Origin of the sequence: Elioraea tepidiphila DSM 17972 (assembly GCF_000378465.1) — a bacterium.
GTDB lineage: Bacteria > Pseudomonadota > Alphaproteobacteria > Acetobacterales > Acetobacteraceae > Elioraea > Elioraea tepidiphila.
Genome location: NZ_KB899927.1, coordinates 72,021 through 95,401, shown reverse-complemented (window position 1 = coordinate 95,401; position 23,381 = coordinate 72,021). Strand labels below are relative to the sequence as shown.

At 72.0% G+C, this 23,381-nt stretch carries 22 protein-coding genes and 1 tRNA gene; 16 read left to right on the top strand and 7 right to left on the bottom strand.

Features of this window, described 5'->3' with window-relative positions; genetic code table 11:
• The first annotated feature begins 39 nt into the window (after positions 1 to 39).
• From hisG to F563_RS0114355, 16 genes are all read left to right on the top strand, one after another.
• Complete coding sequence (hisG, locus tag F563_RS0114430; protein ID WP_019015390.1) at positions 40 to 741, top strand: ATP phosphoribosyltransferase; 702 nt, start codon at positions 40 to 42, stop codon at positions 739 to 741.
• Complete coding sequence (gene hisD, locus F563_RS0114425) at positions 738 to 2,030, top strand: histidinol dehydrogenase (protein WP_019015389.1); 1,293 nt, start codon at positions 738 to 740, stop codon at positions 2,028 to 2,030. Before hisG ends, hisD begins: the two co-directional genes overlap by 4 nt.
• A 102-nt stretch (positions 2,031 to 2,132) precedes the next feature.
• Positions 2,133 to 2,351 (top strand): translation initiation factor IF-1, encoded by a 219-nt coding sequence (gene infA / locus F563_RS0114420; RefSeq protein ID WP_026299603.1) that lies wholly within the window; start codon positions 2,133 to 2,135, stop codon positions 2,349 to 2,351.
• Between the two features lie 14 nt (positions 2,352 to 2,365).
• Positions 2,366 to 2,977 (top strand): Maf family protein, encoded by a 612-nt coding sequence (locus tag F563_RS0114415; RefSeq protein WP_019015387.1) that lies wholly within the window; start codon positions 2,366 to 2,368, stop codon positions 2,975 to 2,977.
• Positions 2,953 to 4,173, top strand: a complete 1,221-nt coding sequence (locus tag F563_RS25390) for a ribonuclease E/G (RefSeq protein WP_019015386.1) — start codon at positions 2,953 to 2,955, stop codon at positions 4,171 to 4,173. The genes F563_RS0114415 and F563_RS25390 overlap by 25 nt, the downstream gene beginning before the upstream one ends.
• A complete protein-coding gene (locus tag F563_RS25385; protein ID WP_026299602.1) occupies positions 4,166 to 4,387 on the top strand; it encodes a DNA gyrase inhibitor YacG in 222 nt (73 codons plus the stop codon). The genes F563_RS25390 and F563_RS25385 overlap by 8 nt, the downstream gene beginning before the upstream one ends.
• A tRNA-Phe gene (locus F563_RS0114400) sits at positions 4,378 to 4,453 on the top strand. Before F563_RS25385 ends, F563_RS0114400 begins: the two co-directional genes overlap by 10 nt.
• A 118-nt stretch (positions 4,454 to 4,571) precedes the next feature.
• Positions 4,572 to 5,756 carry a hypothetical protein gene (locus F563_RS0114395; RefSeq protein ID WP_019015385.1) on the top strand — a complete coding sequence of 395 codons (1,185 nt, stop codon included), beginning with the start codon at positions 4,572 to 4,574 and terminating at the stop codon, positions 5,754 to 5,756.
• On the top strand, positions 5,753 to 8,482 hold the full coding sequence (locus tag F563_RS0114390; RefSeq protein WP_020621310.1) for a hypothetical protein: 2,730 nt from the start codon (positions 5,753 to 5,755) through the stop codon (positions 8,480 to 8,482). Before F563_RS0114395 ends, F563_RS0114390 begins: the two co-directional genes overlap by 4 nt.
• Positions 8,479 to 8,958 carry a hypothetical protein gene (locus F563_RS0114385; RefSeq protein WP_019015384.1) on the top strand — a complete coding sequence of 160 codons (480 nt, stop codon included), beginning with the start codon at positions 8,479 to 8,481 and terminating at the stop codon, positions 8,956 to 8,958. Before F563_RS0114390 ends, F563_RS0114385 begins: the two co-directional genes overlap by 4 nt.
• 93 nt (positions 8,959 to 9,051) lie before the next feature.
• Positions 9,052 to 10,155, top strand: a complete 1,104-nt coding sequence (locus F563_RS0114380) for an ABC transporter ATP-binding protein (protein ID WP_019015383.1) — start codon at positions 9,052 to 9,054, stop codon at positions 10,153 to 10,155.
• A gap of 25 nt (positions 10,156 to 10,180) precedes the next feature.
• Positions 10,181 to 11,347 carry an ABC transporter substrate-binding protein gene (locus F563_RS22695; RefSeq protein WP_245557139.1) on the top strand — a complete coding sequence of 389 codons (1,167 nt, stop codon included), beginning with the start codon at positions 10,181 to 10,183 and terminating at the stop codon, positions 11,345 to 11,347.
• Positions 11,348 to 11,467: 120 nt separating this feature from the next.
• Positions 11,468 to 12,757, top strand: a complete 1,290-nt coding sequence (locus F563_RS0114370) for an ABC transporter substrate-binding protein (RefSeq protein WP_019015382.1) — start codon at positions 11,468 to 11,470, stop codon at positions 12,755 to 12,757.
• A 50-nt stretch (positions 12,758 to 12,807) separates the two neighbouring features.
• On the top strand, positions 12,808 to 13,683 hold the full coding sequence (locus F563_RS0114365) for a carbohydrate ABC transporter permease (RefSeq protein ID WP_019015381.1): 876 nt from the start codon (positions 12,808 to 12,810) through the stop codon (positions 13,681 to 13,683).
• Entirely contained in the window at positions 13,680 to 14,540 is an 861-nt protein-coding gene (locus F563_RS0114360; protein WP_019015380.1) for a carbohydrate ABC transporter permease, read from the top strand. The genes F563_RS0114365 and F563_RS0114360 overlap by 4 nt, the downstream gene beginning before the upstream one ends.
• Before the next feature lie 75 nt (positions 14,541 to 14,615).
• Positions 14,616 to 15,524, top strand: coding sequence for an SDR family oxidoreductase (locus F563_RS0114355; protein ID WP_019015379.1), 909 nt, complete (start codon positions 14,616 to 14,618; stop codon positions 15,522 to 15,524).
• Between the two features lie 12 nt (positions 15,525 to 15,536).
• On the opposite strand, the gene ettA is transcribed toward F563_RS0114355, so the two are convergent.
• The 7 genes from ettA to F563_RS0114320 form a co-directional block, all read right to left on the bottom strand.
• On the bottom strand, positions 15,537 to 17,219 hold the full coding sequence (gene ettA / locus F563_RS0114350) for an energy-dependent translational throttle protein EttA (RefSeq protein ID WP_019015378.1): 1,683 nt from the start codon (positions 17,217 to 17,219) through the stop codon (positions 15,537 to 15,539).
• Between the two features lie 91 nt (positions 17,220 to 17,310).
• Positions 17,311 to 18,687, bottom strand: a complete 1,377-nt coding sequence (locus tag F563_RS0114345; RefSeq protein WP_019015377.1) for an FAD-binding oxidoreductase — start codon at positions 18,685 to 18,687, stop codon at positions 17,311 to 17,313.
• A complete protein-coding gene (locus F563_RS0114340; protein ID WP_019015376.1) occupies positions 18,680 to 19,483 on the bottom strand; it encodes a creatininase family protein in 804 nt (267 codons plus the stop codon). Before F563_RS0114340 ends, F563_RS0114345 begins: the two co-directional genes overlap by 8 nt.
• Complete coding sequence (locus tag F563_RS0114335) at positions 19,483 to 20,283, bottom strand: ABC transporter ATP-binding protein (protein ID WP_019015375.1); 801 nt, start codon at positions 20,281 to 20,283, stop codon at positions 19,483 to 19,485. Before F563_RS0114335 ends, F563_RS0114340 begins: the two co-directional genes overlap by 1 nt.
• A gap of 75 nt (positions 20,284 to 20,358) precedes the next feature.
• The gene (locus F563_RS0114330; protein WP_019015374.1) at positions 20,359 to 21,048 is read right to left on the bottom strand and encodes an ABC transporter ATP-binding protein; all 690 of its coding nucleotides are present in this window, start codon (positions 21,046 to 21,048) and stop codon (positions 20,359 to 20,361) included.
• Entirely contained in the window at positions 21,045 to 22,295 is a 1,251-nt protein-coding gene (locus F563_RS0114325; RefSeq protein ID WP_019015373.1) for an ABC transporter permease, read from the bottom strand. Before F563_RS0114325 ends, F563_RS0114330 begins: the two co-directional genes overlap by 4 nt.
• Complete coding sequence (locus tag F563_RS0114320; RefSeq protein ID WP_019015372.1) at positions 22,296 to 23,312, bottom strand: efflux RND transporter periplasmic adaptor subunit; 1,017 nt, start codon at positions 23,310 to 23,312, stop codon at positions 22,296 to 22,298.
• Positions 23,313 to 23,381: the final 69 nt, after the last annotated feature.

The window sequence follows — 23,381 nt, the reverse complement described above, 5'->3', positions numbered from 1 at the left end:
GGTGGCGCAGCGTGCGGGGGCGATGCTACCACCACCGCCGTGACCGTTCCCCTGCCCGCCGCCACGACCCTCCGCCTGCGCAATCCCGACGCCCCGCTGGTGCTGGCCCTGCCGAAGGGCCGGATCCTGAAGGAGCTGTCCCCTCTGCTGGAGCGCGCCGGCCTCGACCCCGCGCCCGACTATCTCGACGAGGACAGCCGGCGCCTGCGCTTCCCGACCAACGAGCGCGGGCTCGACGTCGTGCGCGTGCGTCCGTTCGATGTCGCCACCTTCGTCGCCTTCGGCGCCGCCGCGATCGGCGTGGTCGGCTCGGACGTGCTGATGGAGTTCGACTATCCCGAACTCTACGCGCCGCTCGATCTGCGGCTCGGGCTGTGCCGCCTGTCGATCGCCGCGCCACGCGAGAACGGGATCGCCGACGACCCCTCGCGCTGGAGCCAGGTGCGGGTCGCGAGCAAGTACCCCAACATCGCGCGCCGGCACTTCGCCGCACGCGGCGTGCAGGCGGAGGTGATCGAGCTTTCGGGCGCGATGGAGCTGGCCCCCTCGCTCGGGCTGTCGCGGCTGATCCTCGATCTCGTGCAGACCGGCTCGACGCTGCGCGCCAATGGGCTCGTGGAGATCGAGCACGTGGCCGATGTCTCGTCGCGGCTGATCGTCAACCGCACGGCGCTCAAGACGCGGCCCGAACAGATCGGTGCCTGGATCGCCCGATTCCGCGCCGCGGTCGCGGCCGGATGAACGGACCGCGCCGGCTCTCCACCGCCGAGCCCGGTTTCGAGGCGGCGTTCAAGGCACTGCTCGCCGACCGCGAGCAGGCCGTGCCCGGCGTGGCCGAGGCGGTGGCGGCCATCCTCGCCGAGGTGCGGGCGGAGGGCGATGCGGCGGTCGCACGCTACACGGCGCGCTTCGACCGGCTGGAGCTCACGCCCGCGCGCTTCGCGATCGGCGCGGACGAGATCGCAGCCGCGGTCGCCGCGGTACCCGCCGAGCTCGCGGCGGCGATCGACCTCGCGGCACGCCGGATCGAGGCGTTCCATCGCGCGCAGATGCCCGCCGATCTCGCCACGCGCGACGGTGCCGGGGTGCATCTCGGCATGCGCTGGGGCGCGCTCGATGCGGTCGGCATCTATGTGCCAGGCGGCAAGGCGGCCTATCCGTCCTCGGTGCTGATGAACGCGATCCCGGCGCGTGTCGCGGGCGTGGCGCGCATCGCGATGTGCGTGCCAGCGCCCGACGGCGCGCTGAACCCGGCGGTGCTCGCGGCGGCGCGGCGCGCTGGCGTGACGGAAATCTACCGCATCGGCGGCGCGCAGGCCGTGGCCGCGCTCGCCTATGGCACCAGCACGATCGCGCCCGTCGATCGCATCGTTGGCCCCGGCAACGCGTATGTGGCGGAGGCGAAGCGGCAGGTGTTCGGCCATGTCGGCATCGATTCGATCGCCGGCCCGTCCGAGGTGCTGGTGATCGCGGATGCGACCGCGCGCCCCGATTGGGTGGCGATCGACCTGCTGGCGCAGGCCGAGCACGACGAGGCGGCGCAGGCGGTGCTGGTCACGCCCGACGCGGCGCTTGCGGAAACGGTGGTCGCGACGGTCGAGCAGGTGCTCGCGACGCTGCCGCGGGCGGCGGTGGCCGGGGCCTCGTGGCGCGCGCACGGAGCCGTGATCGTGGTGCGCGACCTCGCCGAGGCGGCCCTGCTCGCGAACCGGCTCGCGCCGGAGCATCTGGAGCTCGCGGTCGCCGACCCCGCGCCCCTGTTCGCGCGCATCCGTCATGCGGGGGCGGTGTTCCTCGGCCATCACGCGCCGGAGGCGATCGGCGACTACGTGGCCGGGCCGAACCACGTGCTGCCGACCAGCCGCACGGCTCGGTTCGCCTCGGGCCTGTCGGTGTTCGACTTCCTCAAACGCACCACATGGGTCGCGGCCGACGAAACGGCCCTGGCCGCGATCGGCCCAGCGGCGGTGCGCCTTGCCGAGGCGGAGGGGCTGGGCGCCCACGCCTTGTCGGTGTCCGTGCGTCTGTAGCGGGATTGGGGTGCGGATCGCCCCACCGCGCGCGTCCTTGACCCCTGATATGCCGGGGATCATGTTCCCGGCCAAATCGAATACCCCTTGGAAAGAGGTCTGATGCCGAAAGAAGACATGATCGAGTTCGACGGCATGGTCACGGAGCTGCTGCCCAATGCCATGTTCCGTGTGAAGCTCGACAACGACCACGTCATCCTTGCCCATACCTCGGGCAAGATGCGCAAGAACCGGATCCGTGTGCTGGCGGGCGACCGGGTGAAGGTGGAGATGACGCCCTACGACCTGACGAAGGGCAGGATCACCTTCCGCTTCAAGTGACGGCCGCCCCGGCCATGGCCGCGCCGTTGCGCGGCCCGTTCGTGCTTGCTTCCTCCTCGCCGCGTCGGCGCGACCTGCTCGCCCAGATCGGCCTCGCGCCCGACGCGATCGTGCCCGCCGAGATCGACGAGACGCCCCTGCCGCGCGAGCTGCCCGCGCCGATGGCGCGCCGGCTCGCGCGCGCCAAGGCCGAGGCGGTGGCGGCCGCGCATCCCGGCGCGCTGGTGCTGGGCGCGGATTCCGTGGTCGCTGCCGGACGGCGCGCCCTGCCGAAGGCCGAGACCGAGGAGGAGGCACGCGCGTGCCTCGCGCTGCTCTCGGGGCGGCGGCATCGCGTGCATGCGGGGGTATGCGTGATCGCGCCGGACGGCCGGCGCGCCGAGCGCCTGGTCACGACGATCGTCACCTTCAAGCGCCTCACCGCGGCGGAGATCGACGGCTACCTCGCGACCGGCGAATGGCGCGGCAAGGCCGGCGGCTACGCGATCCAGGGTCGGGCCGGCGCGTTCGTGCGCTTCATTTCTGGATCGTACAGTGCCGTCGTCGGCCTGCCCGTGATGGAAACGACGGCGCTGCTCAGCGGGCTCGGCTTCGCTCCGCCATGGCTCGCGTCGAGCGGCTGCTGATCGCCTGCGGCCCGGGCGAGCGCCGGCTGGTCGGGCTGGCGGGCGAGCGGATCGTCGCGTTCGCGATCGAGCGGCCCGGTCATCCTGACCGTGTCGGCGAGGTGCATCGCGCGCGCGTGGTGTCGGTGGTCCCCGCGCTCGCCGGCGCCTTCGTCGCGCTGGCCGATGATGTTCAGGCGTTCCTGCCGGCCGAGGAGGCCGATCCCGGCCGCGAGGATGGCGCTCAGGTGCGCCCGATCGGCACGCTCCTGCGGGAGGGTCAGGCCGTCGTCGTGCGCGTCGTCCGCGCCGCCATGGGCGGCAAGGGACCGCGCGTGACGGCGCGCCTCGCCCCGGCGCTCACCGACGGGGCGAGCCCGCCGGCCGCGCCGGCGCTCATCCGGGCCGCGCCGCCGCGCGCGGTCGAATGGCTGACGGAGAGCGCGCCACCGGCGGAAATCGTGGTCGATGAGGTGGACCACGTCTTGGCGCTGCGCGCGGCGCTGCCCGCGCTCGCCGGCCGGATCGCGGTCCATCGCGGCCCGGCGCCGCTGCTCGACGAGGCGATCGAGACGGAGCTCGCGGCCCTCGCCGAGCCCGCGGTCAAGATCGCGCCGGGACTCACGCTCCGCATCGCGATCACGCCGGCACTGACGGCGATCGACGTCGATCTCTCGGGCGGCACCGGGCGCGAGGCGGCGCGGCATCGGCGCGAGACGGCGAACCGCACGGCGCTCGCGGAGATCGCGCGGCAGGTGGTGCTGCGCAACCTCTCGGGCGTGATCGCGATCGACCTCGCCGGACTGCCGGGCGCGCGCGGCGCGCGCGAGGCGCTGCGTCAGGCGGCGGAGGCGGCCTTCGCGGACGATCCGCTGCGCGCGCGCGTGCTCGGCTTCTCGCGCGCCGGCCTGCTCGAAGTCGTGCGGCCGCGCATCCGCCCGCCGCTCGCCGAGGTGCTCGGCACGCCCGTCGCCACGGTGGTGCCCTCGGCGGTGACCGCAGCGCTGACGGCACTGCGCACCCTCTGGCGCGAGGCGGAGGCGCGGCGCGGCAGGCTGCCCCGCCTCCGTGGCGCGCCGGCCGTCATCGATGCGGCGCGCGACGAGGCCGCGGCGCTCGCCTTCCTGGCCGCGCGCCTCGGTCGGCCGCCGGACCTCGTGGCCGACCCTGCGCTGGCGCCGCTCGGCTGGAGCGTGGAGGATGCCGGGCATGGCTGAGGCCCACACCCCGCGCTGCCCGATCTGCGGCAAGCCGACCGCACAGCCGTTCCGCCCGTTCTGCTCCCGCCGCTGCGCGGATGTGGACCTGCATCGCTGGTTCAGCGGCGCCTACCGGGTCGAGACCGAGGAGACGCCCGATCCAGGCGAGGCGGAGTGGACAGCCAAGGCCGATCCGGCTATGACCCCGCCCTCGCGCCGTGGGCCCAGGTAGCTCAGTTGGTAGAGCACGTGACTGAAAATCACGGTGTCGCTGGTTCGATTCCGGCCCTGGGCACCATGCGCGATCGTCCTTTCTCCGTCATGATCACCCCGGGCGCGGGCTGATCCGCTCCCCCAACGCGCGATGGACCGCGCGCCGGCCGCGTGCGAAGCTCCTCCTCGCCTGGGGGACGCGCATGAGGCGAAGGATCACGGCGGCGATCGGCGGCACGCTGGGGCCGGCTCTGACGATCCCGCCCGCCGCCGCGCAGCTTCCGCCCGACAAGCTGGATGCCGTCATCACCGGGGTCGACCGCCTGGTCGCACGCCTGGAGAGCGCGACCCTCTCCACCTGGGTCGTGTTCCTGCTGCTGTTCCTGCTGCCGGCGATCGGCTTCCTCGGCAAGTGGCTGTTCGATCAGTACTCGTCGCACCTGAAGATCCAGCGCGAGTTCGGCGCGCAGACGGCCAAGGACGTCGCCTCGCTCTCGCGCAGCCATTACTGGACCGTTGCGAACGCCTCCGGCACGCTCGCGCACGGGCTGCGCGCCTATCTGCGCCAGGTCGAGATCACGCTCTATCTCGACCTGCGCGACGACAGCCTGACACGACGCGACCACGCGGCCATGCGCGAGGCCCTCAGGGTCGCGGCCAGCGATGCGTCGCGCGCGCTGTTCCCGCATCTCGTCCGGCTGGTCTGGCACCTGGATTCGTTCCAGTTCCGTGGCAGCAACACCTACCTGCTGCCGAGCCACGGCGCCGGCCAGCAGCTCCGCCGTCTGTACAACCGGTTCATGGGCCTGCTGCCCCCGGCCGAAGGCGGAAGCTCGGGCAGTCTCGCGGCCACGATCCTGTTGCAGACGGAGACCAAGGCCCCGCGCGGCAAGGACGGGGCCGCCGATATCGGCTCGTCGCGGATCGGCGACCCGGCATGGCTCGCCGAGGCCGGGTTGACGGCGAGCCAGGACCGCTTCGCCACCTGGCTCCGCGACCAGCTTCCGCGCGTTGTCGAGGCGACCGAGGCTTTGGAGGCGTTCGCGCGGCTGTTCTCGAGCGAACTGGCGCGGCTGCACCGCGCGTTCTTCCACGACCGCCATGCCGACGACGATGTCTGGCTGCCCGAACGCGCGGTCGCGCGCGATGCGTGGCCCGGCATCCTGACCGCGCAGGACATCGCGACGCTGCGCCGCGTGCGCGAGCAGAGCGCGTTCTTCGGCAGCATGGGCGCGGCACCGTCGGTCGCGCCGGCGGCGCAGGCGCCGGCCGCCCCGCCGCCGCCATCGGAGCCGGCGGACGAGATCCGCGCGTCGCCGCCCAGCCAGCCGCCGCCGCGCAGGACCGGCGTCGAGCCCGCCCTGAAGCCGCCGGACACGCCCACATGATCCGGACCGTGCAGCGCCTCTTGGCACCGCTGCGCACGGCGCCGCCCGAACCGGCGTGGCAGACCCTCTCGGCGCTCGCCGCCGAACGCGACGCGGTGCGCGCCGTCTCCGCCTTCATCGCCTCGTCCGGCGAGAGCATGCCGCCGCGCGTGCTGTCGCCTGCCCGGTCCGATGGTCTCTCCGGCGCGCGGACGCTCGAGATGATCGCCGCACAGGCGGCCTTCGGCGCGGGCGATCGGCGTGGCTGCCTCGCCCATCTCGCGCGCGTCCTGCGGTCGCTGAAGCGGGAGAGCGCCGCGCTCGAGGATGCCGGCCGCGACCTCGAGGCGCTCGCGCATCTGAGGCTGCTGCGCGCCGAGACGATGGCGATGCTCGCGCGCTGCGCCGCCGAATGGGAGATCCCGCCCGGCTCGATCGACCGCTCGCTCCGCGACGCGGCGCGGCTTGCCGAGGAGGCCGTGCAGGCCGCGCCGCACGAAGCCTACGTGCATCTGATGCGCGCCATGACCGCGATCGCGCTCGGCGATGCCGATGGCGCCGCCGCACGGCTGCGCGCGCTTGCCGACGCGCCTTGGCTGAACGAGGGCTGGCGCGAGTCCGTGCGCAGCGTCGTCCGCTATGCCGAAGGACCGGCCGCGCGGGTGCGGCAGGGCAGCCCCCTGCGCGCCCTTGCCGCGATTGCGGACCCGGCCTGGCTCGATCGCCACGGCGACGCGCTGCCCGAGATGGCCGCCGAGCTCGCGCTCCGCCTTGGCCGGCCGGTGCCGCCGGCTCTGGAGGTGCGGATCGTGCTGGAGATCGGCGGCGCCGATGAGAAGCGGATCGAGGCCGCCGCGAACGCGCTGATCGGGACCGGCACGGATGGCGCGGGCAGCCCGTCGATCATCGGGCTGCGTGCCGCGCTGCGTCAGCGCTTCGGCGTGATCCTGCCGGGGATCAGCCTGCGCGCCGCCGCGCTGGGCGAGGGCGCTGCCGTGATCCGCGCGCCCGAGCAGCCTCCCCTGAGCGTCCCCGCCGAGATCCCCGCCGGGGATCTCGACTGGTGGGAGGCCCACGCCGCCGCGCCTGCAGCGTTGCGCGCCCTCGCACAAGTGGCCCTGCGCGGCCTCGACCGCATGCCCCTCGACAGCACGCTGAGCCACTGGCCGGCGGCGCTCGCGCGGCTGCGTCTGGCGGAGCGCATGGAGGCCCCCGCGGCCGACGTGCAGCCCGTGCCCGAGGCCTTCAGCGATGCCATGACGGCGCTGACGATCGAGCGGCTCACGCCCCGAGAACCGCCGCCCTGGGGGCTCGAACCCGATCGCTCCCTGCGCTGGCTGCCGCGCGATGACGAGGCGGCGCTGGCCGCCGGCGTGGATGGCCCCGCGATCGCGACCGAGCCCGCGCGCCTGCGTCGGATCGTCGCAGCCCTGTCCCCGGACGGCGACGGGCTCTGGCCTGCCCTGGTCGTCCGCGACGCGCGGCTCAGGCCCCTGATCCGCGCGCTGCTGCGGATCGACCGCCCCGACGTGCCGGTGGTCGCGCGGGCGGAGTGCGGCGGGCGGCCGGTCGCGCCGCTCGACCCGCCGCCCGAGCCCGTCCAGCGGGGCGATCCCCCCGCTTGGCGCCGGGGGGTCGCCCTTCCGGCCGCCGGGTCCGCCGAGGCGCCCTGGATCAGCGCGGACTGGTCGCTCACGCTCACCGCCGGCCCCGCGCTGCACGCCGAGCTCGCCGCGGCGCGGAACGCCGTGGTCGAGCGCGCGATCGAGCAGGCCGCGCGCGCCCTCGGCGTCGGGCTGCCGCCGCTGCGCCTGGTCGCCGAGGAGCCGCTGACGCCGCGACGATGGCGGCTTGCCTGCGGGACGGAGGTGCTGGCGGAGGCGGAGGCGCCGCCCGCCGGCGCCCTTGTCGTCCTCGACTCGCCGGAACGGGTTCGCGCGCTCGTGGCGGACACGGAACGTCTTGTCCCCATCAGCGACCCCAGGCATCCGGCGACACCGGCCACGCTGGTCGAAGGCGTGGCCGAGGCCGCGCTGGTCGCGGGCGACTTCCCTTCGGTCTTCTCCCCCGCGGCCTGGGTCGCGCGCGCCCTTGCCGCGCTTGGCCCGGCCATCGCGGTGCGCTGCCTCGACGATGCGGCCGTGCTGGCGCGTCTCGCCACCATACCGGCCCGCGAGGCGACGGCCCTGCTCCGGCTCGGCCTTGCGCCGCTCGGCCGCTTGCTGCGCGCACTGATCGCGGAGGGGGTCTCGCTGGACGCGCTCGACCGTGTCGCCCTGCCGCTCGCCGAGCCGGCGCGCCGGGTGCGCTGGCTCGCGCGTGAGGGGCTGGTGGCGGCCGCCTTGCCCGGGCACCTGGCGCTGCCGCATCCGGGCACGGCCGCGCCCGACCCCGAACGTCTGGCGATCGCCCGCGCGGTGCTGGTCCCCGCGACCCTGGCGGCGGTTCACGGGGCCGGCCGGATCGGGCTGTGGCTGGTTGAGGAGGCGGCGCTCGCCGACGCCCCCGGTGCCGGCGCGGCCGACGAGGCGGCATGGAACGACGCCTTCGCCCGGCGCCTGGACGGATGCGCGCGCGCCGGCGGCGTGGTGCTGGCGCCGGCGTCGCGGCGGGCCGAGATCCGCCGGCGCATCGCTGCACGTCACCCGATGCTTCAGGTCATCGCCGCGCACGAGCTGCCGCGCGGCCTCGCGGCGTGGGTGCGAGGCCGCATCGGGCCGGGCACCGTCAGGGGAGCACCGTCATGACCATTCCCGAGATGTTGCTGTTCGACCTGCCGGCCCTGCGCGACCGCGAGGGCTGGCAGGTCGCGCTGCAGGCGACCTTCGTCGAGCCGGCGATCGTGACCGAGCTCGCTTCGGGAGAGACCCTGCCGCCCGGCCCGCGTGCGAATGTCGTGGTCGGCCGGCGGCTTCTGACCGAGCCCCTCACCCTCGAGACGGCGATCGAGATGACGCGCACGAACATGCTCCAGAGCGTTGCCGGGTTGCGGGTCCTGCGCGGCCCGGAGCCGTTCGCGTTCGACGACGGCGGCGCGGGGCTCTCGCTCGACATCCAGTTCCCGACGCCGATCGCCACGCTGGCGCAGGTCCATGTGCTGCGCATCGACGCGGACGTGCTGACCGAGTGCGTGGCGACCGTCGATGAAGCCTCCTTCGAGGACCGGCGCGAGGAGATGCTGGAGATCGTCCGGTCGTTCCGCAGGCGCCCCGCGCCGGGCTGAACCGGAACGCCGCAGTCCGGCGCGACGATTGCTGCACCGCATCGTCATGCGCCCTTCACCCAACCGTGAGCGACCTGTGCTAGGGTGCGTGGCATGGATGCGGGGGCAAGGTCGAGGGGAGAGCTCCGCCTCGAGGATGTCACGCGGCGGTTCGGCACGACCGCCGCGCTGTCTGGCGTGTCGCTCGCGACCGCGGGCGGGCGCTTCGTCGTGCTGCTCGGCCCCTCGGGCTGCGGCAAATCGACCCTGCTGCGGATCGTTGCGGGGCTGGACACGCAACACACCGGCCGGGTGTACCTGAGCGGCCGCGACGTCACGGGCCTGCCGCCGAAGGAGCGCGGCGTGGCCATGGTGTTCCAGAACTACGCGCTGTTTCCGCATCTCTCGGTCGCCGAGAACATCGTGTTCGGGCTGCGCGCGCGCGGCGCGCCGCGGGCCGAGCGCGAGGCGCGGCTGGCGCGCGCGGCCGGCATGCTCGGGCTCACGCAGCTTCTGCACCGCCGGCCCAACCAGCTCTCGGGCGGGCAGCAGCAGCGCGTCGCGCTGGCCCGCGCCGTCGTCGCCGAGGCGCCGATCTGCCTGATGGACGAGCCGCTCTCCAACCTCGACGCCAAGCTGCGCGCCGAGATGCGCCGCGAGATCCGCGCGCTGCAACAGCGGCTCGGGCTCACCATGGTCTATGTCACGCACGACCAGGCCGAGGCGATGAGCATGGCCGATCAGGTCGTGCTGATGAACGAAGGCCGGATCGAGCAGGACGCGACGCCGGCCGAGCTCTACGCCCGCCCCGCCTCGCTGTTCGCCGCCGCCTTCATCGGCACGCCGCCGATGTCGCTGCTGCGTCTCGAGCCCGGCGCGGACGGCGCGGTGATCGCCGGCACGCCCGGCCCCGTGGTCGCTCCGGCCGAAGCCGCGGGCGCGATCCTCGGCGTGCGGCCGGAGGAGATCGCGCTGACCGACGGTCCCGGCCTTGCCGTGACGGTGATCTCGGCCGAGTTCCTCGGCGCCGAGACCGTGCTCTCGTGCCGCGTCGGCGCGGCGGAGGAGACGATCCAGGCGCGTGTGCACGGCAATCACGCCGTCGCGTCCGGCACGCCGCTGCGCCTGCGCCTGCCGCCGGCATTGCACCTGTTCGATCCGACCACGGGACGTCGCCTGCCCGAACCCATCCCCGGGCGCGTGCCCGTGGACGCCTGACCCCTCCCCGCAACGGAGACCGCACATGACCCTGACCCGACGCCGGGCGCTGCAAAGCCTCGCCGCCGCCCCCGCCGTGCTGGCGCAGGCGCCCGTCGAGATCGTGTTCAACTACCCGATCGCCGTCGGCGGACCGATCACGCGCCTGATCGACGGCTACTGCGCCGATTTCGAGCGCGCCAATCCGGGCTTCCGCGTACGCCCGATCTACGCGGGCACATACCAGGACACGCTGACCAAGACGTTGACGGCCGCGCGCGGCGGTGACGCGCCCGAAACGGCGTGCCTGCTCTCGGTCGACATCTTCACGCTGATCGACGAGGACGCGATCCTGCCCTGGGACGATCTGCCCGGCGTGGATCGTGCCTGGCTCGACAGCTTCTATCCCGCCTTCCTCGAGAACAGCCGCACCGGCGGCAAGACCTGGGGCATCCCGTTCCAGCGCTCGACCAAGGTGCTCTACTGGAACAAGGAGATGTTCCGCGACGCCGGGCTCGATCCCGAGGTCGCGCCCGCGACCTGGGCCGAGCAGCTGGAGTTCGCGCGCCGGCTGACCAGGCGCGAGGGTGACCAGACGGCGCAGTGGGGCATCCAGATCCCCTCCTCCGGCTTCCCCTACTGGCTGTTCCAGGGGCTGACGACGCAGAACGACGTGCGGCTGATGAACCCCGAGGGCAACCGCACCTTCTACGACGACCCGAAGGTGGTCGAGGCGCTGCAGTACTGGATGGACCTCTCGATGACGCATCGGGTGCACCCGCCCGGCATCGTCGAGTGGGGCACCACGCCGCGCGACTTCTTCGAGCGCAAGGTGGCGATGATGTGGACCACCACCGGCAACCTGACCAATGTCCGGCGCAACGCGCCCTTCCCGTTCGGCGTCGCGATGCTGCCGGCCGGGCGCCGGCGCGGCAGCGCGACCGGCGGCGGCAACATCTACGTCTTCAAGAAGGCCAACGCGGCGCAGCGCGAGGCGGCCGTGCGCTTCGCGAAGTTCCTGACCGCCCCCGAACTGGCCGCGCAATGGGGCATCGACACCGGCTATGTCGCCGTCACGCCGGCGGCGTGGGAGACCCAGGCGATGAAGGCCTATGTGGCCGACTTCCCCGCTGCCGCCGTCGCGCGCGACCAGCTTCCCATGCGGTCGCGGAGCTTTCGACGCACGAGAACCAGCGCGTCACCAAGGCGCTGAACGACAACCTCCAGGCGGCGCTGACCGGCCGCAAGCAGGCCGGCCCCGCCATGGCGGACGCACAGGCCGAGGCGGAGCGGATTCTCCGCCGTTATCGCTGAGTCTGGACGGAGCCCTCCGATGACTCTCACCCGACGCACGGCGCTCGCCGCCGCTGCCGCGACCCTCGCCGCGCCTGCCGTGCTGCGCGCACAGCAGGTGCGCGAGCTCACCTTCTACTATCCGATCGCGATCGGCGGCCCGGTGCCGCGGATCATCGACGGCTACTGCGAGGCGTTCCAGCGCGAGAGCGGCATCACCGTGAAGCCCGTGTACTCGGGCTTCTACGGCGAGACGCTGACCAAGGCGGTCACCGCCATCCGCGGCGGCACGGGGCCGCATTTCTCGGTGCTGCTCGCCGCCGAGCTTCATTCGCTGCGCGACATGGACATCCTCGCCCCCATCGAGGACATCGACAACTCGGCCGAGACCAAGGCGTGGCTCTCGGGCTTCTTCCCGGCCTTCATGGCGAACAGCCTGGCCGAGGGGAAGACCTGGTCGGTGCCGTTCCAGCGCTCGACCTCGATCTACTTCTACAACAAGGCGATGTTCCGCGAGGTCGGGCTCAACCCGGATGCGCCGCCGCGCACCTGGGCCGAACTGGTGGACGCGGGCAAGAAGCTGACCCGCCGCGAGGGCGCGGGCGGGCGCTGGGGCGTGCAGCTCGCCACCAACCACGGCACCGCGCAATGGACCTTCGGCGCGCTATGCAACCAGGTGAACCACACGCTGATGAACGAGGCCGGCACGGAGGTGTACTTCAACCATCCGCGCGCGATCGAGGCGGCGTCGTTCTGGCGCGACATGGCGTTCACGCATCAGATCACGCCGCAGGGCGTCACCGAGTGGGCCGTGCTGGCGCCCAACTTCCTGCAGGGCACGGCGGCGATGATTTGGTCCACCACCGGCAACCTCACCAATGTGCGTACGAACGCGAGTTTCGAGTTCGGCGTGGCGGGCCTGCCGGGCAAGGAGGCGCCGCGCACCGTCGTCGGCGGCGGCAATCTCTACATCTTCAAGAACGCCAATCCGGCTGAGCGTCAGGCCGTGCTGCGCTTCGCCCGTTTCCTGACCTCGCCCGAACTCGCCGCCGACTGGTGCATCAAGACCGGCTATCTGGCGGTGCGGCCGGACGCGTGGGAGACCGAGGCGCTGAAGCGCTACACGGCCGAGTTCCCGCCGGCGCTGGTGGCGAAGGAGCAGTTGCCGGTTGCGACCGGCGAACTCTCCACCTACGAGAACCAGCGCGTCTACAAGGCGCTGAACGACAACCTCCAGGCGCTGCTGACCGGATCGAAGTCGGCGCAGCAGGCGATGGCCGACGCGCAGGCCGAGGCCGATCGCGTGCTGCGGCCGTTCCGCCGCGGCTGAGAACCCCGGGGCGCGGCGCTGGTCGCGCCCCTTATTCCGCATACGAGACGATGCCGCGACGCACCACCATCCATGCCTGGCTGATGCTGACGCCGGCCCTCGTGCTGCTGTTCGGCTTCACGCACTACCCGGCCGTCGCGACCTTCTGGCACTCGCTGTTCTCCACCCCGCGCGGCAGCCGCCCCGCCCGCTGGGTCGGGTTCGAGAACTACACCTACCTGTTCGAGGATCCGGTGTTTCTCCAGGCGCTCTGGAACAACGCCATCTACGCCCTCGCGACCATTCCGCTCTCCATCGCGATCGCGCTCGCCATGGCGCTCTGGGTGAACAGCCGGATCGCCGGCCGCACGGCGCTGCGCATGGCCTATTTCACGCCGACCGTGCTGCCGATGATCGCGGTCGCCAATCTCTGGTTGTTCTTCTACACGCCCGATTACGGCCTGCTCGATCGCGTGACGGCCGCCCTGTTCGGCTGGGGTCCGACCAACTGGATCGGCTCGCGCGAGACCGCGCTCGGCGCGATGATCGCGGTCGCGGTGTGGAAGGAAGCCGGCTTCTTCATGATCTTCTACCTCGCCGCCTTGCAGGCGATCCCGCCCTCGCTCTACGAGGCCGCGGCGATCGAGGGGGCTTCGCGCGCCAGGGTGTTCTGGCGCGTCACCGTGCCGCTGCTGGGACCGACCACGCTGTTCATCCTGGTCAACGCGGTGATCAACGCCTTCCGCCTCGTCGACCACATCATCGTCATGACACGCGGCGGGCCGGACAACGCGACCGCGCTGCTGCTGACCTACATCTACGAGCTCGGCTTCCGGTTCTGGGACACCGCCTCCGCGTCGGCGCTGACCATGATCCTGCTCGCGATCCTGGCCGCGACGGCGGCGTTCCAGTTCCTCGTGCTCGAACGGCGGGTGCACTACCGATGAGCGGCACCGCGATCACAGCGGCCGCGACCGAAACGGCGCCGCTCCCGCGCTTCGACCTCTGGGTCTGGATCGAGACCGCGGCGGCCTGGCTGTTCGGCATCGTCTGGATCGCACCGCTGCTCTACGCGGTCTGGGCGGCGATCCACCCTACCGGCTACGCCACCACCTTCGACCTGTTCGCGCCGCTGACGCTCGAGAACTTCGCCACCGCCTGGGTCTCGGCGCCCTTCGCGCGCTACTTCCTCAACACCTTCCTCCTCGTGACCATGATCCTGGTCGCGCAGTTCGTGCTGTGCACCCTCGCCGCCTTCGTGTTCGCGCGCGCCGACTTCCCGGGCGCGGGCATCCTGTTCGCGCTCGTGCTCGTTCAGCTGATGATCACGCCCGACGTGCTGCTGGTCGAGAACTACCGGACGATGAGCGCGCTCGGCCTGGTCGACACCATCCTCGCGATCGGCCTGCCCTACATGGCCTCGGCCTTCGGCATCTTCCTGCTGCGCCAGACCTTCAAGCAGGTGCCGCTCGAACTCGAGGAGGCCGCACGCGTCGAGGGCTGCGGTACGATGGCGATCCTGCTGCGCGTCTATGTGCCGCTCGCGAAGCCGACCTACCTCGCCTACGGGCTCGTCTCGGTCTCTTTCCACTGGAACAACTTCCTCTGGCCGCTCGTGATCACCAACTCGGTCGAGACCCGGCCGCTGACCGTCGGGCTCGCGGTGTTCGCCACCCTGGATCAGGGCATCGACTGGGCGATCATCAGTGCCGCGACGCTGATGACCTCCGCCCCCCTGCTGCTCGGCTTCCTGCTGTTCCAGCGCCAGTTCGTGCAGTCCTTCATGCGCGCCGGGATCAAGTAGCCCCGCCGGGCTTCCCCGCCTGCCCCGCCGGCTCTACAACCGCCAAGCGAGACAGGACCACGGAGGAACGCGCGCATGATGTTGTCGGGCAAGGTCGCGATCGTCACCGGCGCGGGACGCGGCATCGGCCGAGCCGTCGCGCTCGCGATGGCCAAGGCCGGGGCGTCGGTGGTGGTGAACGACGTCGGCGCCTCGGTCGCCGGCACCGGCAGCGACGAGGGCCCCGGCGCGGAGACCGTCAAGGCCATCACGGAGGCCGGCGGGCGCGCGGTGCTGAACACCGACAGCGTGGCCGAGTGGGACAGCGCCCAGCGCATCGTCGCGCGCGCGACCGAGGCGTTCGGCCGGCTCGACATCGTCGTCAACAATGCCGGGATCCTGCGCGATGCGATCTTCCACAAGATGTCGGTCGAGGACTGGCTCGCGGTGATCGGCGTGCACCTGAACGGCAGCTTCTTCGTCAGCCGCGCGGCCGCGCCGCTGTTCCGCGAGCAGGGCGCGGGCGCGTTCGTGCACATGACCTCGACCTCGGGGCTCATCGGCAATGTCGGCCAGGCGAACTATGCGGCCGCCAAGCTCGGCATCGCGGCGCTCTCGAAGTCGATCGCGCTCGACATGGAACGGTTCGGCGTGCGCTCAAACTGCATCAGCCCCTTCGCCTGGAGCCGCATGATCGGCTCGATCCCGACCGACACGCCCGAGCAGCAGGCGCGCGTCGCGAAGCTGCAGAAGATGACGCCGGAGACAATCGCCCCGCTCGCGGTCTTTCTCGCCTCGGATGCGGCGAAGGATGTGACGGGCCAGATCTTCGGGATGCGCCAGAACGAGCTGATCCTGTTCAGCCAGAACCGGCCGCTGCGCACGGTGCATCGCGACGGGGGCTGGACGCCGGAGACGATCGCCGAGCATGCGATGCCGGCGCTGCGCGCGCATTTCTACGCGCTGGAGCGCAGCGGCGACGTGTTCTCCTGGGACCCCGTGTGACGGTACCGCCTGCTACACCCTGACAAGCGGCTTGTACTTGATGCGGTGCGGATCGGTGGCGTGCTCGCCGAGACGGCGCCGCTTGTCCTCCTCGTAAGCTTCGAAGTTTCCTTCGAACCACTCGACGTGGCTGTCGCCCTCGAAGGCGAGGATGTGCGTGCAGAGCCGGTCGAGGAACCAGCGGTCGTGGCTGATCACCACGGCGCAGCCGGCGAAATCCATCAGCGCCTCCTCGAGCGCGCGCAGCGTGTCGACGTCGAGGTCGTTGGTCGGCTCGTCGAGCAGCAGCACATTCGCCTCGGACTTCAGCATCTTCGCCAGATGCACGCGGTTGCGCTCGCCTCCCGAGAGGATGCCGACCTTCTTCTGCTGGTCGGGCCCCTTGAAGTTGAAGGCGCCGACATAGGCGCGCGACGGCACCTGGCGCTTGCCGAGATAGATCACGTCGGTGCCGCCGGAGATCTCCTCCCACACCGTCTTGTTCGGATCGAGCGCGTCGCGCGACTGGTCGACATAGCCGAGCTTCACGGTCTCGCCGATCTTCAGCGTGCCGGAATCCGGCTTCTCCTGGCCGATGATCATGCGGAACAGCGTGGTCTTGCCCGCGCCGTTCGGCCCGATCACGCCGACGATGCCACCCGGCGGCAGCTTGAAGGAGAGATCGTCGATCAGCAGCTGGTCGCCGAAGCCCTTCGAGAGGTGCTCGGCCTCGATCACCGTGCCGCCGAGGCGCGGCCCCGGCGGGATCACGATCTCGGCCACACCGGCGGCCTTCTCGTTCGAGGCGGCGAGCATCTCCTCGTAGCGCTGGATGCGCGCCTTGTTCTTCGCCTGGCGCGCGCGCGCGGACTGGCCGATCCACTCCTTCTCGGCGGCGAGGGCGCGCATCCGCGCGGTCTCCTCCTTCTCCTCCTGCTCCAGCCGCTTGCGCTTCTGGTCCAGCCACGAGGAGTAGTTGCCCTCGTACGGGTAGCCGCGCCCGCGCTCGATCTCGAGGATCCAGCCGGTGACGTTGTCGAGGAAGTAGCGGTCGTGGGTGACGATCATCACCGTGCCGGGATAGCTGCGCAGCGTCGTCTCGAGCCAGGCCACGCTCTCGGCATCGAGGTGGTTGGTCGGCTCGTCGAGCAGCAGCAGGTCGGGCTTCTCGAGCAGCAGCTTGCACAGCGCCACGCGCCGCTTCTCGCCGCCCGAGAGATGCGTCACCGGGCTGTCGGCCGGCGGGCAGCGCAGCGCATCGAGCGCGATCTCGATCTGCCGGTCGATCTCCCACCCGTTCGCCGCGTCGATCACCTCCTGGAGCGCCGCCTGCTCGGCGAGCAGCGCATTCATCTGCTCGTCGTCCATCGGCTCGGCGAAGGCGTTGGAGATTTCGTTGAATCGGTCGAGTGCGGCGACGACCTCGCCGAGCGCGTCGCGCACGTTCTCGCCCACCGTCTTGGTCGGGTCGAGCTGCGGCTCCTGCGGCAGGTAGCCGACGCGCACGCCCTCGGCCGCCCAGGCCTCGCCGCCGAAATCCTTCTCGATCCCGGCCATGATCTTGAGCAGCGTCGACTTGCCGGCGCCGTTGACGCCGAGCACGCCGATCTTCACGCCGGGCAGGAAGGAGAGGGTGATGCCTTTGAAGACCTCGCGGCCGCCCGGATAGGCCTTGGTGAGGTTCTTCATCACATAGACGTACTGGTAGGCGGGCATGGGCTCGGCCTTCGGAACGGGGGGTGTCGGGGGTTGGCGGGGTTCTAGCGCGGGGCCGAACGAAAGGGCAACCGCGCTGTCCGGGACGGTCCTATGCCGTCTCGTAGAGGTGCCGAGACTGCGAGGGCCGCCAGTCCGGGTTCTCCCAGGCGAGCATCTTGCCGGGGTTGAGCAGCCCCAGCGGGTCCGCCTCGCGCTTGAACGCCAACTGGTCGTGATCGACCTTCTTCATGCCCCCCTCCTCCAGCGTGAAGGCGTGGGGGTTGAAGATCGGGCAGCCGGCCGCCTCGTGCGCAGCGATGATCGCGGCGAGCCGCGCCTCGGTGGTGAAGCGCACGAGCTGCAAGCCGAAGCAGGCCACCTCGCCGCCGAACTTCACGAACTCCAGATGGATCGGCACCTCGTCGCCGAACGCCGCCTCCATCTCCGCCACCTTGGCGAGATGCACGGGCGGCGGGAACAGCGTCTGCAGATAGGTCACCGACTTGTCGGTCTTCAGCACCTGCAAGGTGGTGTGGTTCCAGGAATACTCGTAGAGCGGCACCTCGGCCGCATCGCTCCGCTGCCGGTGCACCTCCGTGCCGCCATGCGGGGCGAGCAGCGCGGGCAGGAACTCCAGGAAGGGGGCCGCGACCATCAGGAGCGCAATCGCCCGCCCCGCCGGCAGCACGGGCGCGAGCGCACGGAAATGCGCCTGCGCGATCCCGGCCGCGAGCACGCACACAAGCTTCTTCGCGATCCCGTCCTGGCGCGTGAAGCCGTCGGCGAAGCGGGCGGCGTCCATCAGCGTCGGGAAGGCCGCCACCACGTCCACCCACTCCCACGCGGGGGCGAGCGGCATCTCGACCTCGGTGATCACGCCGTTCGTGCCATAGGCGTGGTTCGCCTTCTGGATGTCGAGGCCGCGCAGCTCGATCGCGCGGGGCGTCTGCTCCATCGTCAGGAGGCGCAGCCCGAGGATGTTGCCCGGCTCGCGCAGGATGCCCCAGGTGCAGGAGCCGATGCCCGACGAGCCGCCGGCGATGAAGCCGCCGAGCGTCGCGGTGCGCTTCGTCGAGGGGTGGAAGCGCAGCTCGCCGCCGACAGAGGCACGCGTGTGCGCATCGATGTCGATCAGCTTCGCCCCGCACTGCGCACGCACGGCATCCGGCCGTGTCCAGACCACACGGTCGAGCGCCGAAAGGTCGAGCACGATGCCGCCGCGGATCGGCATGGCCTGGCCGTAGTTGCCGGTGCCGGCACCGCGCGGCGTGACGTTCACGCGATGGCGCACCGCGGCGGCGAGCACGCGCGCGACCTCGGCCTCGTCGCGCGGTGTGACCACGGCGTCGGCGGTCACGCGGTTCAACTGCCGCTTCAGCACCGGCGAGTACCAGAAGAAGTCGCGGCTCTTCTGGCGCACGAGCGCGCGGTCAGTCTCGACGGGGACGCCCTCGATCGCGGCGAGGAACGGGGCGAGATCAGTCACGCGGGGCCTCCGTCAGCCAGGTCTCGACATCGACCGCGGCGATCTCGCCCACCAGCCGCGCGACCGCCTCGGCCGCGCGCGCCAGCACCGCCGCGCCGAGCCCGACGGTCGCGGCGGCGGCGTTGCCGACCGCGCCCGAGGGGTTGAGGTCCTGCGCCTGCCAGCCGAACGCGACCGCGCCGCCCGCGCGAAGCTGCGCGTTGCCGTCCCAGCCGGCGGTGGCGTTCGCGAAGTCGCGCAGCTTCTCCGCGCGCACGCGCTCCGGCGCGAGGGCGAGCATCAGCGCGGTCTCCATCTGGCCCGCATGGATGCCGAAACGCCGCTCGTCCGCCGCAATCAGGTCGGCGAGCGGCGTGATCCGGTCCCACATCGCGGTGGCGGCGAACATCCGGTGCGCGATGCGCAGCCGCCGGCAGACGATCTCCGCGGCCTGCGGCTGGCCGCCATGGCTGTTCAGCAGCAGCAGGCGCCGGATGCCGGCGCGCGCCACCGAGGCGCCGATCTCCGTCCAGGCCGCGATCGCCGTCTCGGGCGACACGGTCAGGCTGCCCGGGAAGCGCCCGTGCTCGACCGAGACGCCGATCGCCTGGGTCGGCAGCACCAGCAGCGTCACCTCGTCCGGGATCAGCGCCATCGCCGCGCGCACCACGCCCTCGTTGATCGTCGTGTCCACGCTCACCGTCAGGTGCGGGCCGTGCTGCTCGGTCGCGGCGATCGGCAGCAGCGCGACCGCGCGCGCGGCATCGAGTGCCGCGAACTCGGGCCAGGCGAGATCGTGCCAGAACCGCGCGGGCATCAGGCCTCCGCACGCGCCGCCGCGATGCGGTCGCGCAATCCGTGCACCAGATCGACGAAATGCGGCTCGAAACTGCCCTCGAGCGTGCGCGGGCGGGGCAGATCGATCGCGCGCGTGGCGATGATGCGGCCCGGCCGCGCGCTCATCACATGCACCGTGTCGGCCAGATACACCGCCTCGCGCAGATCATGCGTGACCAGGATGCAGGTGAAACGCCGCACGAGCCAGAGGTCCTGCAACACGCCCCAGAGCTCCTCGCGCGTGAAGGCGTCGAGGGCGGCGAAGGGCTCGTCCAGCATCAAGAGCTCGGGCTCGTGGATCAGCGCCCGGCAGAGGCTCGCGCGCTGCTGCATCCCGCCCGAGAGCTGCCACGGATACTTCCCCTCGAAGCCGGCGAGCCCGACGGTCGCGAGCAGCGCACGCGCCCGCTCGACATGGCGCGCGCGCTCGCGGCGGAACGCCGCGCGGTGCGGCTCGACGATCTCGAGCGGCAGCAGCACGTTGTCGAGCGTGGTGCGCCAGGGCAGCAGGGTCGGGTTCTGGAACGCCATGCCGACGATCTTCAGCGGCCCCGCGACGCGCTGACCGCCGACCGCGACCGAACCCGCGCTCGCCGGGGCAAGCCCCGTCACCAGCTTCATCAGGGTGGACTTGCCGCAGCCGGACGGGCCGACCACGGCGGCGAACTCGCCTCGGGAGATCGCCAGATCGAGCCCCTCGACCGCAAGCGTGCCGCCGCCCTCGCCGCCATAGGTCAGGCTGACGCGGTCGAGCGCGACGAAGGGCGTCTCCGCCCTCACCGCCCGGCCCCGCGCATCGCCCCGTCGCCCATGGGGCGGAGATGCCGGCGCCGGACGCTTTGCGCAAGGGGCCGGTCAGTCGCGCGCGCTGTCATGCACGATCCGTCCGTCCACCAGCCGCACCTGGCGCGGCGCACGCGCGGCCTGCTCCTGGTCATGCGTGACCACGATCACGCTGCGATGCTCATCCGCGACCAGGCGCTCGAAGATGTCGAACACGGTGCGCGCGTTGCGGGTGTCGAGGTTGCCGGTCGGCTCATCGGCCAGCAGCAGCGCGGGATCGTTGGCGAGCGCCCGGGCAATGGCCGCGCGCTGGCGCATCCCGCCCGAAAGCTGCTCCGGCAGCTTCCCCGCGGCCTCGTCCATGCCGAGCGAGGCGAGCAGCGCGCGCGCGCGATCCTCGCGCTCCGCCTCGTCCCAGCGCCCGAGCCGCCGCATCGGGATCAGCAGGTTGTCGAGGGTGGTGAACTCGGGCAGCAGGAAGTGGAACTGGAACACGAAGCCGAGCCGCGCGAGCCGCGTGGCGGCGAGCTCGTTCTCGCTCATCGCCGCAGTGTCGCGGCCTTCGATCGAGATGCGCCCCTCGGTCGGCCGGTCGAGCAGGCCGAGCAGGTAGAGCAGCGAGGACTTGCCCGAGCCCGAGGGGCCGGTGACGGCGACGAACTCGCCCGGCGACAGCGCGAAGTCGATGTCGCGCACCAGCGTCACCGGCTGCGGTCCGGGCAGCACGCGCGTCACGCCTTCGGCGCGCAGGATCGTGCTCACGCCGCACCCCGCACGATCTCGACCGGGTTGAGCCGCGAGGCGCGGCGCGCGGGTATGAACGCCGCGACCGTCGCCGCGACCAGCGCGAACACGGCACCGGCAAGATAGGGCCACCACTCGCGCGCGAGCAGGAACCCGCTGCGGCCCTGGATCACCGGCCCGACCTGATCGAAGCGCACCTGCGCGAGCGCCTCGATCAGCCCGATCCCGACACCCCAGCCGGCGATCGCGCCGGCCACGCCGACGATCGCGCCTTCCAGCACGAAGATCCGCTGGATGTCGGCGGCGCGGAACCCGAGCGATTTCAGGATCGCGATGTCGCGCGCCTTCTCGTGCACCACGGTCGAGATGATGTTGTAGATGCCGAACGCCGCGACCAGCAGGATCGCGCCGACCACGCTGTACATGATCGCGTTCTGGATCACGAACAGGCCGAGGATGTTGCGGTTGCTCTCCTCCCACGACTCGGTACGATAACGGAACACGGATTCCAGCCTTCGCGCGAGCGGTTCGGCCTCGCGCACGTCATCGAGCCGAATCCGGAGCGAATTGATCACGTTCGGCCGGTCCAGCAGCACCTGGGCGAGGCGCAGCAGCACATAGGCCTCGCTCGCGTCGATTGCGGTGACGCCCGTGGCGATGATGCCGACGATGCGGAAGGGCTGCGTGACGCCGGCGGGCGAGATCGCTGTCACCGTGTCACCGACCTTGGCGCCGAGCCGCTGCGCCACGCCGATGCCGACGATCACGCCGTTCGCGGTCGAGCGCAGATCCTCGAGCCGTCCCTCGGTCATGTCCTTCTCGATGTTGGTGACGCGGCGCTCGCGCTCGGGGTCGATCCCGCCGATCGAGACCGAGGTGTCGCGCGCGCCGTAGCGCAGCAGCGCCGGTCCGCGCAGCATCGGCGCGACCGCCACGCCCGGCATCGCCTCGATCGCGGCGAGCTTGGCGCCGGCCTCCCGGATGCCGCGCACGGTGTCGCGCGGCTTCACACCCCGCACCTCCACCGCCCCGCCGGCGAAGGCGAGCTCCACCGGCTGGAGGTCGGGGCGGCGGAACTCGTCCTTCATCACCACATGCGGCGCGACGTCGATCACCTGCTGCACGAAGTAGGTCTGGAACCCGCGCATCAGTGAGGTCATGCCGATGAAGAACCCGACGCCGAGCGCGACCCCGAGCACCGACACTAGGGTCTGCCGCTTGCGGCGCTTGAGATGGCCGAGCGCGATGTCGAGCGCGAGCGGCATCTAGCGCGCCACCGCGTTGGTCGGCACGCGCACGCGCGCGCCATCGGCGAGCGCGGCCGGCGGATCGACCACCACGCGCATCCCCGCCTCCAGCCCTTCCCGCACCTCGACGCGCTGCGGCCCCTGCACGCCGAGCGTGACCGGCACGCGGCGCACGACCGTCCCGTCGAGCACGAACACCGCGCCGTCCCGCACGCTCGCCGCCGGCGCGAGCACGGCGCGCGCCTCCTCGCGGATGATGATGTTCGCCTCGACCGTCATGCCGACCAGCAGCGGCGTGTCCGCGGGGAGCGCGATGCGCACGCGATACACCTTCAGCCGCGGGTCACCCTTGGGCGTGATCTCGGCGAGGGTGCCGGCGAGCGGGCGGCCGGGGAACGCATCGGCCTTCACCAGCGCGCGCTGGCCGGGCGCGATCCGCGTGATGTCCTCCTCGTCCACCTCGGCGGTGATGCGCAGCGGGCTCTTCTCGCCGACCACGAAGATGGTGTTCAAGGTATCGACCACCTCGCCGATCTCGCCGTCGCGGCGCAGCACCACGCCCCCCATCGGCGCGCGCAGCACGTAGTCGTCGAGCCGCCGGCGCGCCGCCTCGACGATCGCCTCGGCCGCGCGCGCCTCGCTTTCGGCGCGGTCGAGTGCCGCGCGGGCGACGATCTCGCGCGCGGCCAGCGCCCGCAGCCGGACCGCCTCCTCGCGCAGGAAGCTGGCGCGCGCCTCGGCCTCCTGCACCTGGGCCTGCGCCACCGTGTCATCGAGCCGGGCGAGCACATCGCCGGGGCGCACGCGCTGGCCCTCCTCGGCGGCGAGCGTCATCAGCCGCCCCTTCACCACCGGGCCGATGCGGGCCCAGATCACCGGCTCCACCGTGCCGGTGGCATAGACCGCCTCGACGGCGGGGCCCGTCACCACCTCGGCCGTCTGCACGAGCGGCGGGCGCGCGAACCACCACCAGGCCGCCCCGCCCACGGCACCGACGAGAAGGATGGCAATGGCCAGGCGGATCAGCGCGCGCACCCGTCCTGTCTAGCACGCGATCGTCCCCCGGCCTTGCGTTGCCTCAAGCGCGGGTGTCACGGTTGCGCC

Excerpts from the sequence above, each read along its gene's own strand:
- hisD (WP_019015389.1), top strand. The coding sequence starts at position 738 with ATGAACGGACCGCGCCGGCTCTCCACCGCCGAGCCCGGTTTCGAGGCG.
- infA (WP_026299603.1), top strand. The coding sequence starts at position 2,133 with ATGCCGAAAGAAGACATGATCGAGTTCGACGGCATGGTCACGGAGCTG.
- F563_RS0114415 (WP_019015387.1), top strand. The coding sequence starts at position 2,366 with ATGGCCGCGCCGTTGCGCGGCCCGTTCGTGCTTGCTTCCTCCTCGCCG.
- F563_RS25390 (WP_019015386.1), top strand. The coding sequence starts at position 2,953 with ATGGCTCGCGTCGAGCGGCTGCTGATCGCCTGCGGCCCGGGCGAGCGC.
- F563_RS25385 (WP_026299602.1), top strand. The coding sequence starts at position 4,166 with ATGGCTGAGGCCCACACCCCGCGCTGCCCGATCTGCGGCAAGCCGACC.
- F563_RS0114395 (WP_019015385.1), top strand. The coding sequence starts at position 4,572 with ATGAGGCGAAGGATCACGGCGGCGATCGGCGGCACGCTGGGGCCGGCT.
- F563_RS0114390 (WP_020621310.1), top strand. The coding sequence starts at position 5,753 with ATGATCCGGACCGTGCAGCGCCTCTTGGCACCGCTGCGCACGGCGCCG.
- F563_RS0114385 (WP_019015384.1), top strand. The coding sequence starts at position 8,479 with ATGACCATTCCCGAGATGTTGCTGTTCGACCTGCCGGCCCTGCGCGAC.
- F563_RS0114380 (WP_019015383.1), top strand. The coding sequence starts at position 9,052 with ATGGATGCGGGGGCAAGGTCGAGGGGAGAGCTCCGCCTCGAGGATGTC.
- F563_RS22695 (WP_245557139.1), top strand. The coding sequence starts at position 10,181 with ATGACCCTGACCCGACGCCGGGCGCTGCAAAGCCTCGCCGCCGCCCCC.
- F563_RS0114370 (WP_019015382.1), top strand. The coding sequence starts at position 11,468 with ATGACTCTCACCCGACGCACGGCGCTCGCCGCCGCTGCCGCGACCCTC.
- F563_RS0114365 (WP_019015381.1), top strand. The coding sequence starts at position 12,808 with ATGCCGCGACGCACCACCATCCATGCCTGGCTGATGCTGACGCCGGCC.
- F563_RS0114360 (WP_019015380.1), top strand. The coding sequence starts at position 13,680 with ATGAGCGGCACCGCGATCACAGCGGCCGCGACCGAAACGGCGCCGCTC.
- F563_RS0114355 (WP_019015379.1), top strand. The coding sequence starts at position 14,616 with ATGATGTTGTCGGGCAAGGTCGCGATCGTCACCGGCGCGGGACGCGGC.
- ettA (WP_019015378.1), bottom strand. The coding sequence starts at position 17,219 with ATGCCCGCCTACCAGTACGTCTATGTGATGAAGAACCTCACCAAGGCC.
- F563_RS0114340 (WP_019015376.1), bottom strand. The coding sequence starts at position 19,483 with ATGCCCGCGCGGTTCTGGCACGATCTCGCCTGGCCCGAGTTCGCGGCA.
- F563_RS0114325 (WP_019015373.1), bottom strand. The coding sequence starts at position 22,295 with ATGCCGCTCGCGCTCGACATCGCGCTCGGCCATCTCAAGCGCCGCAAG.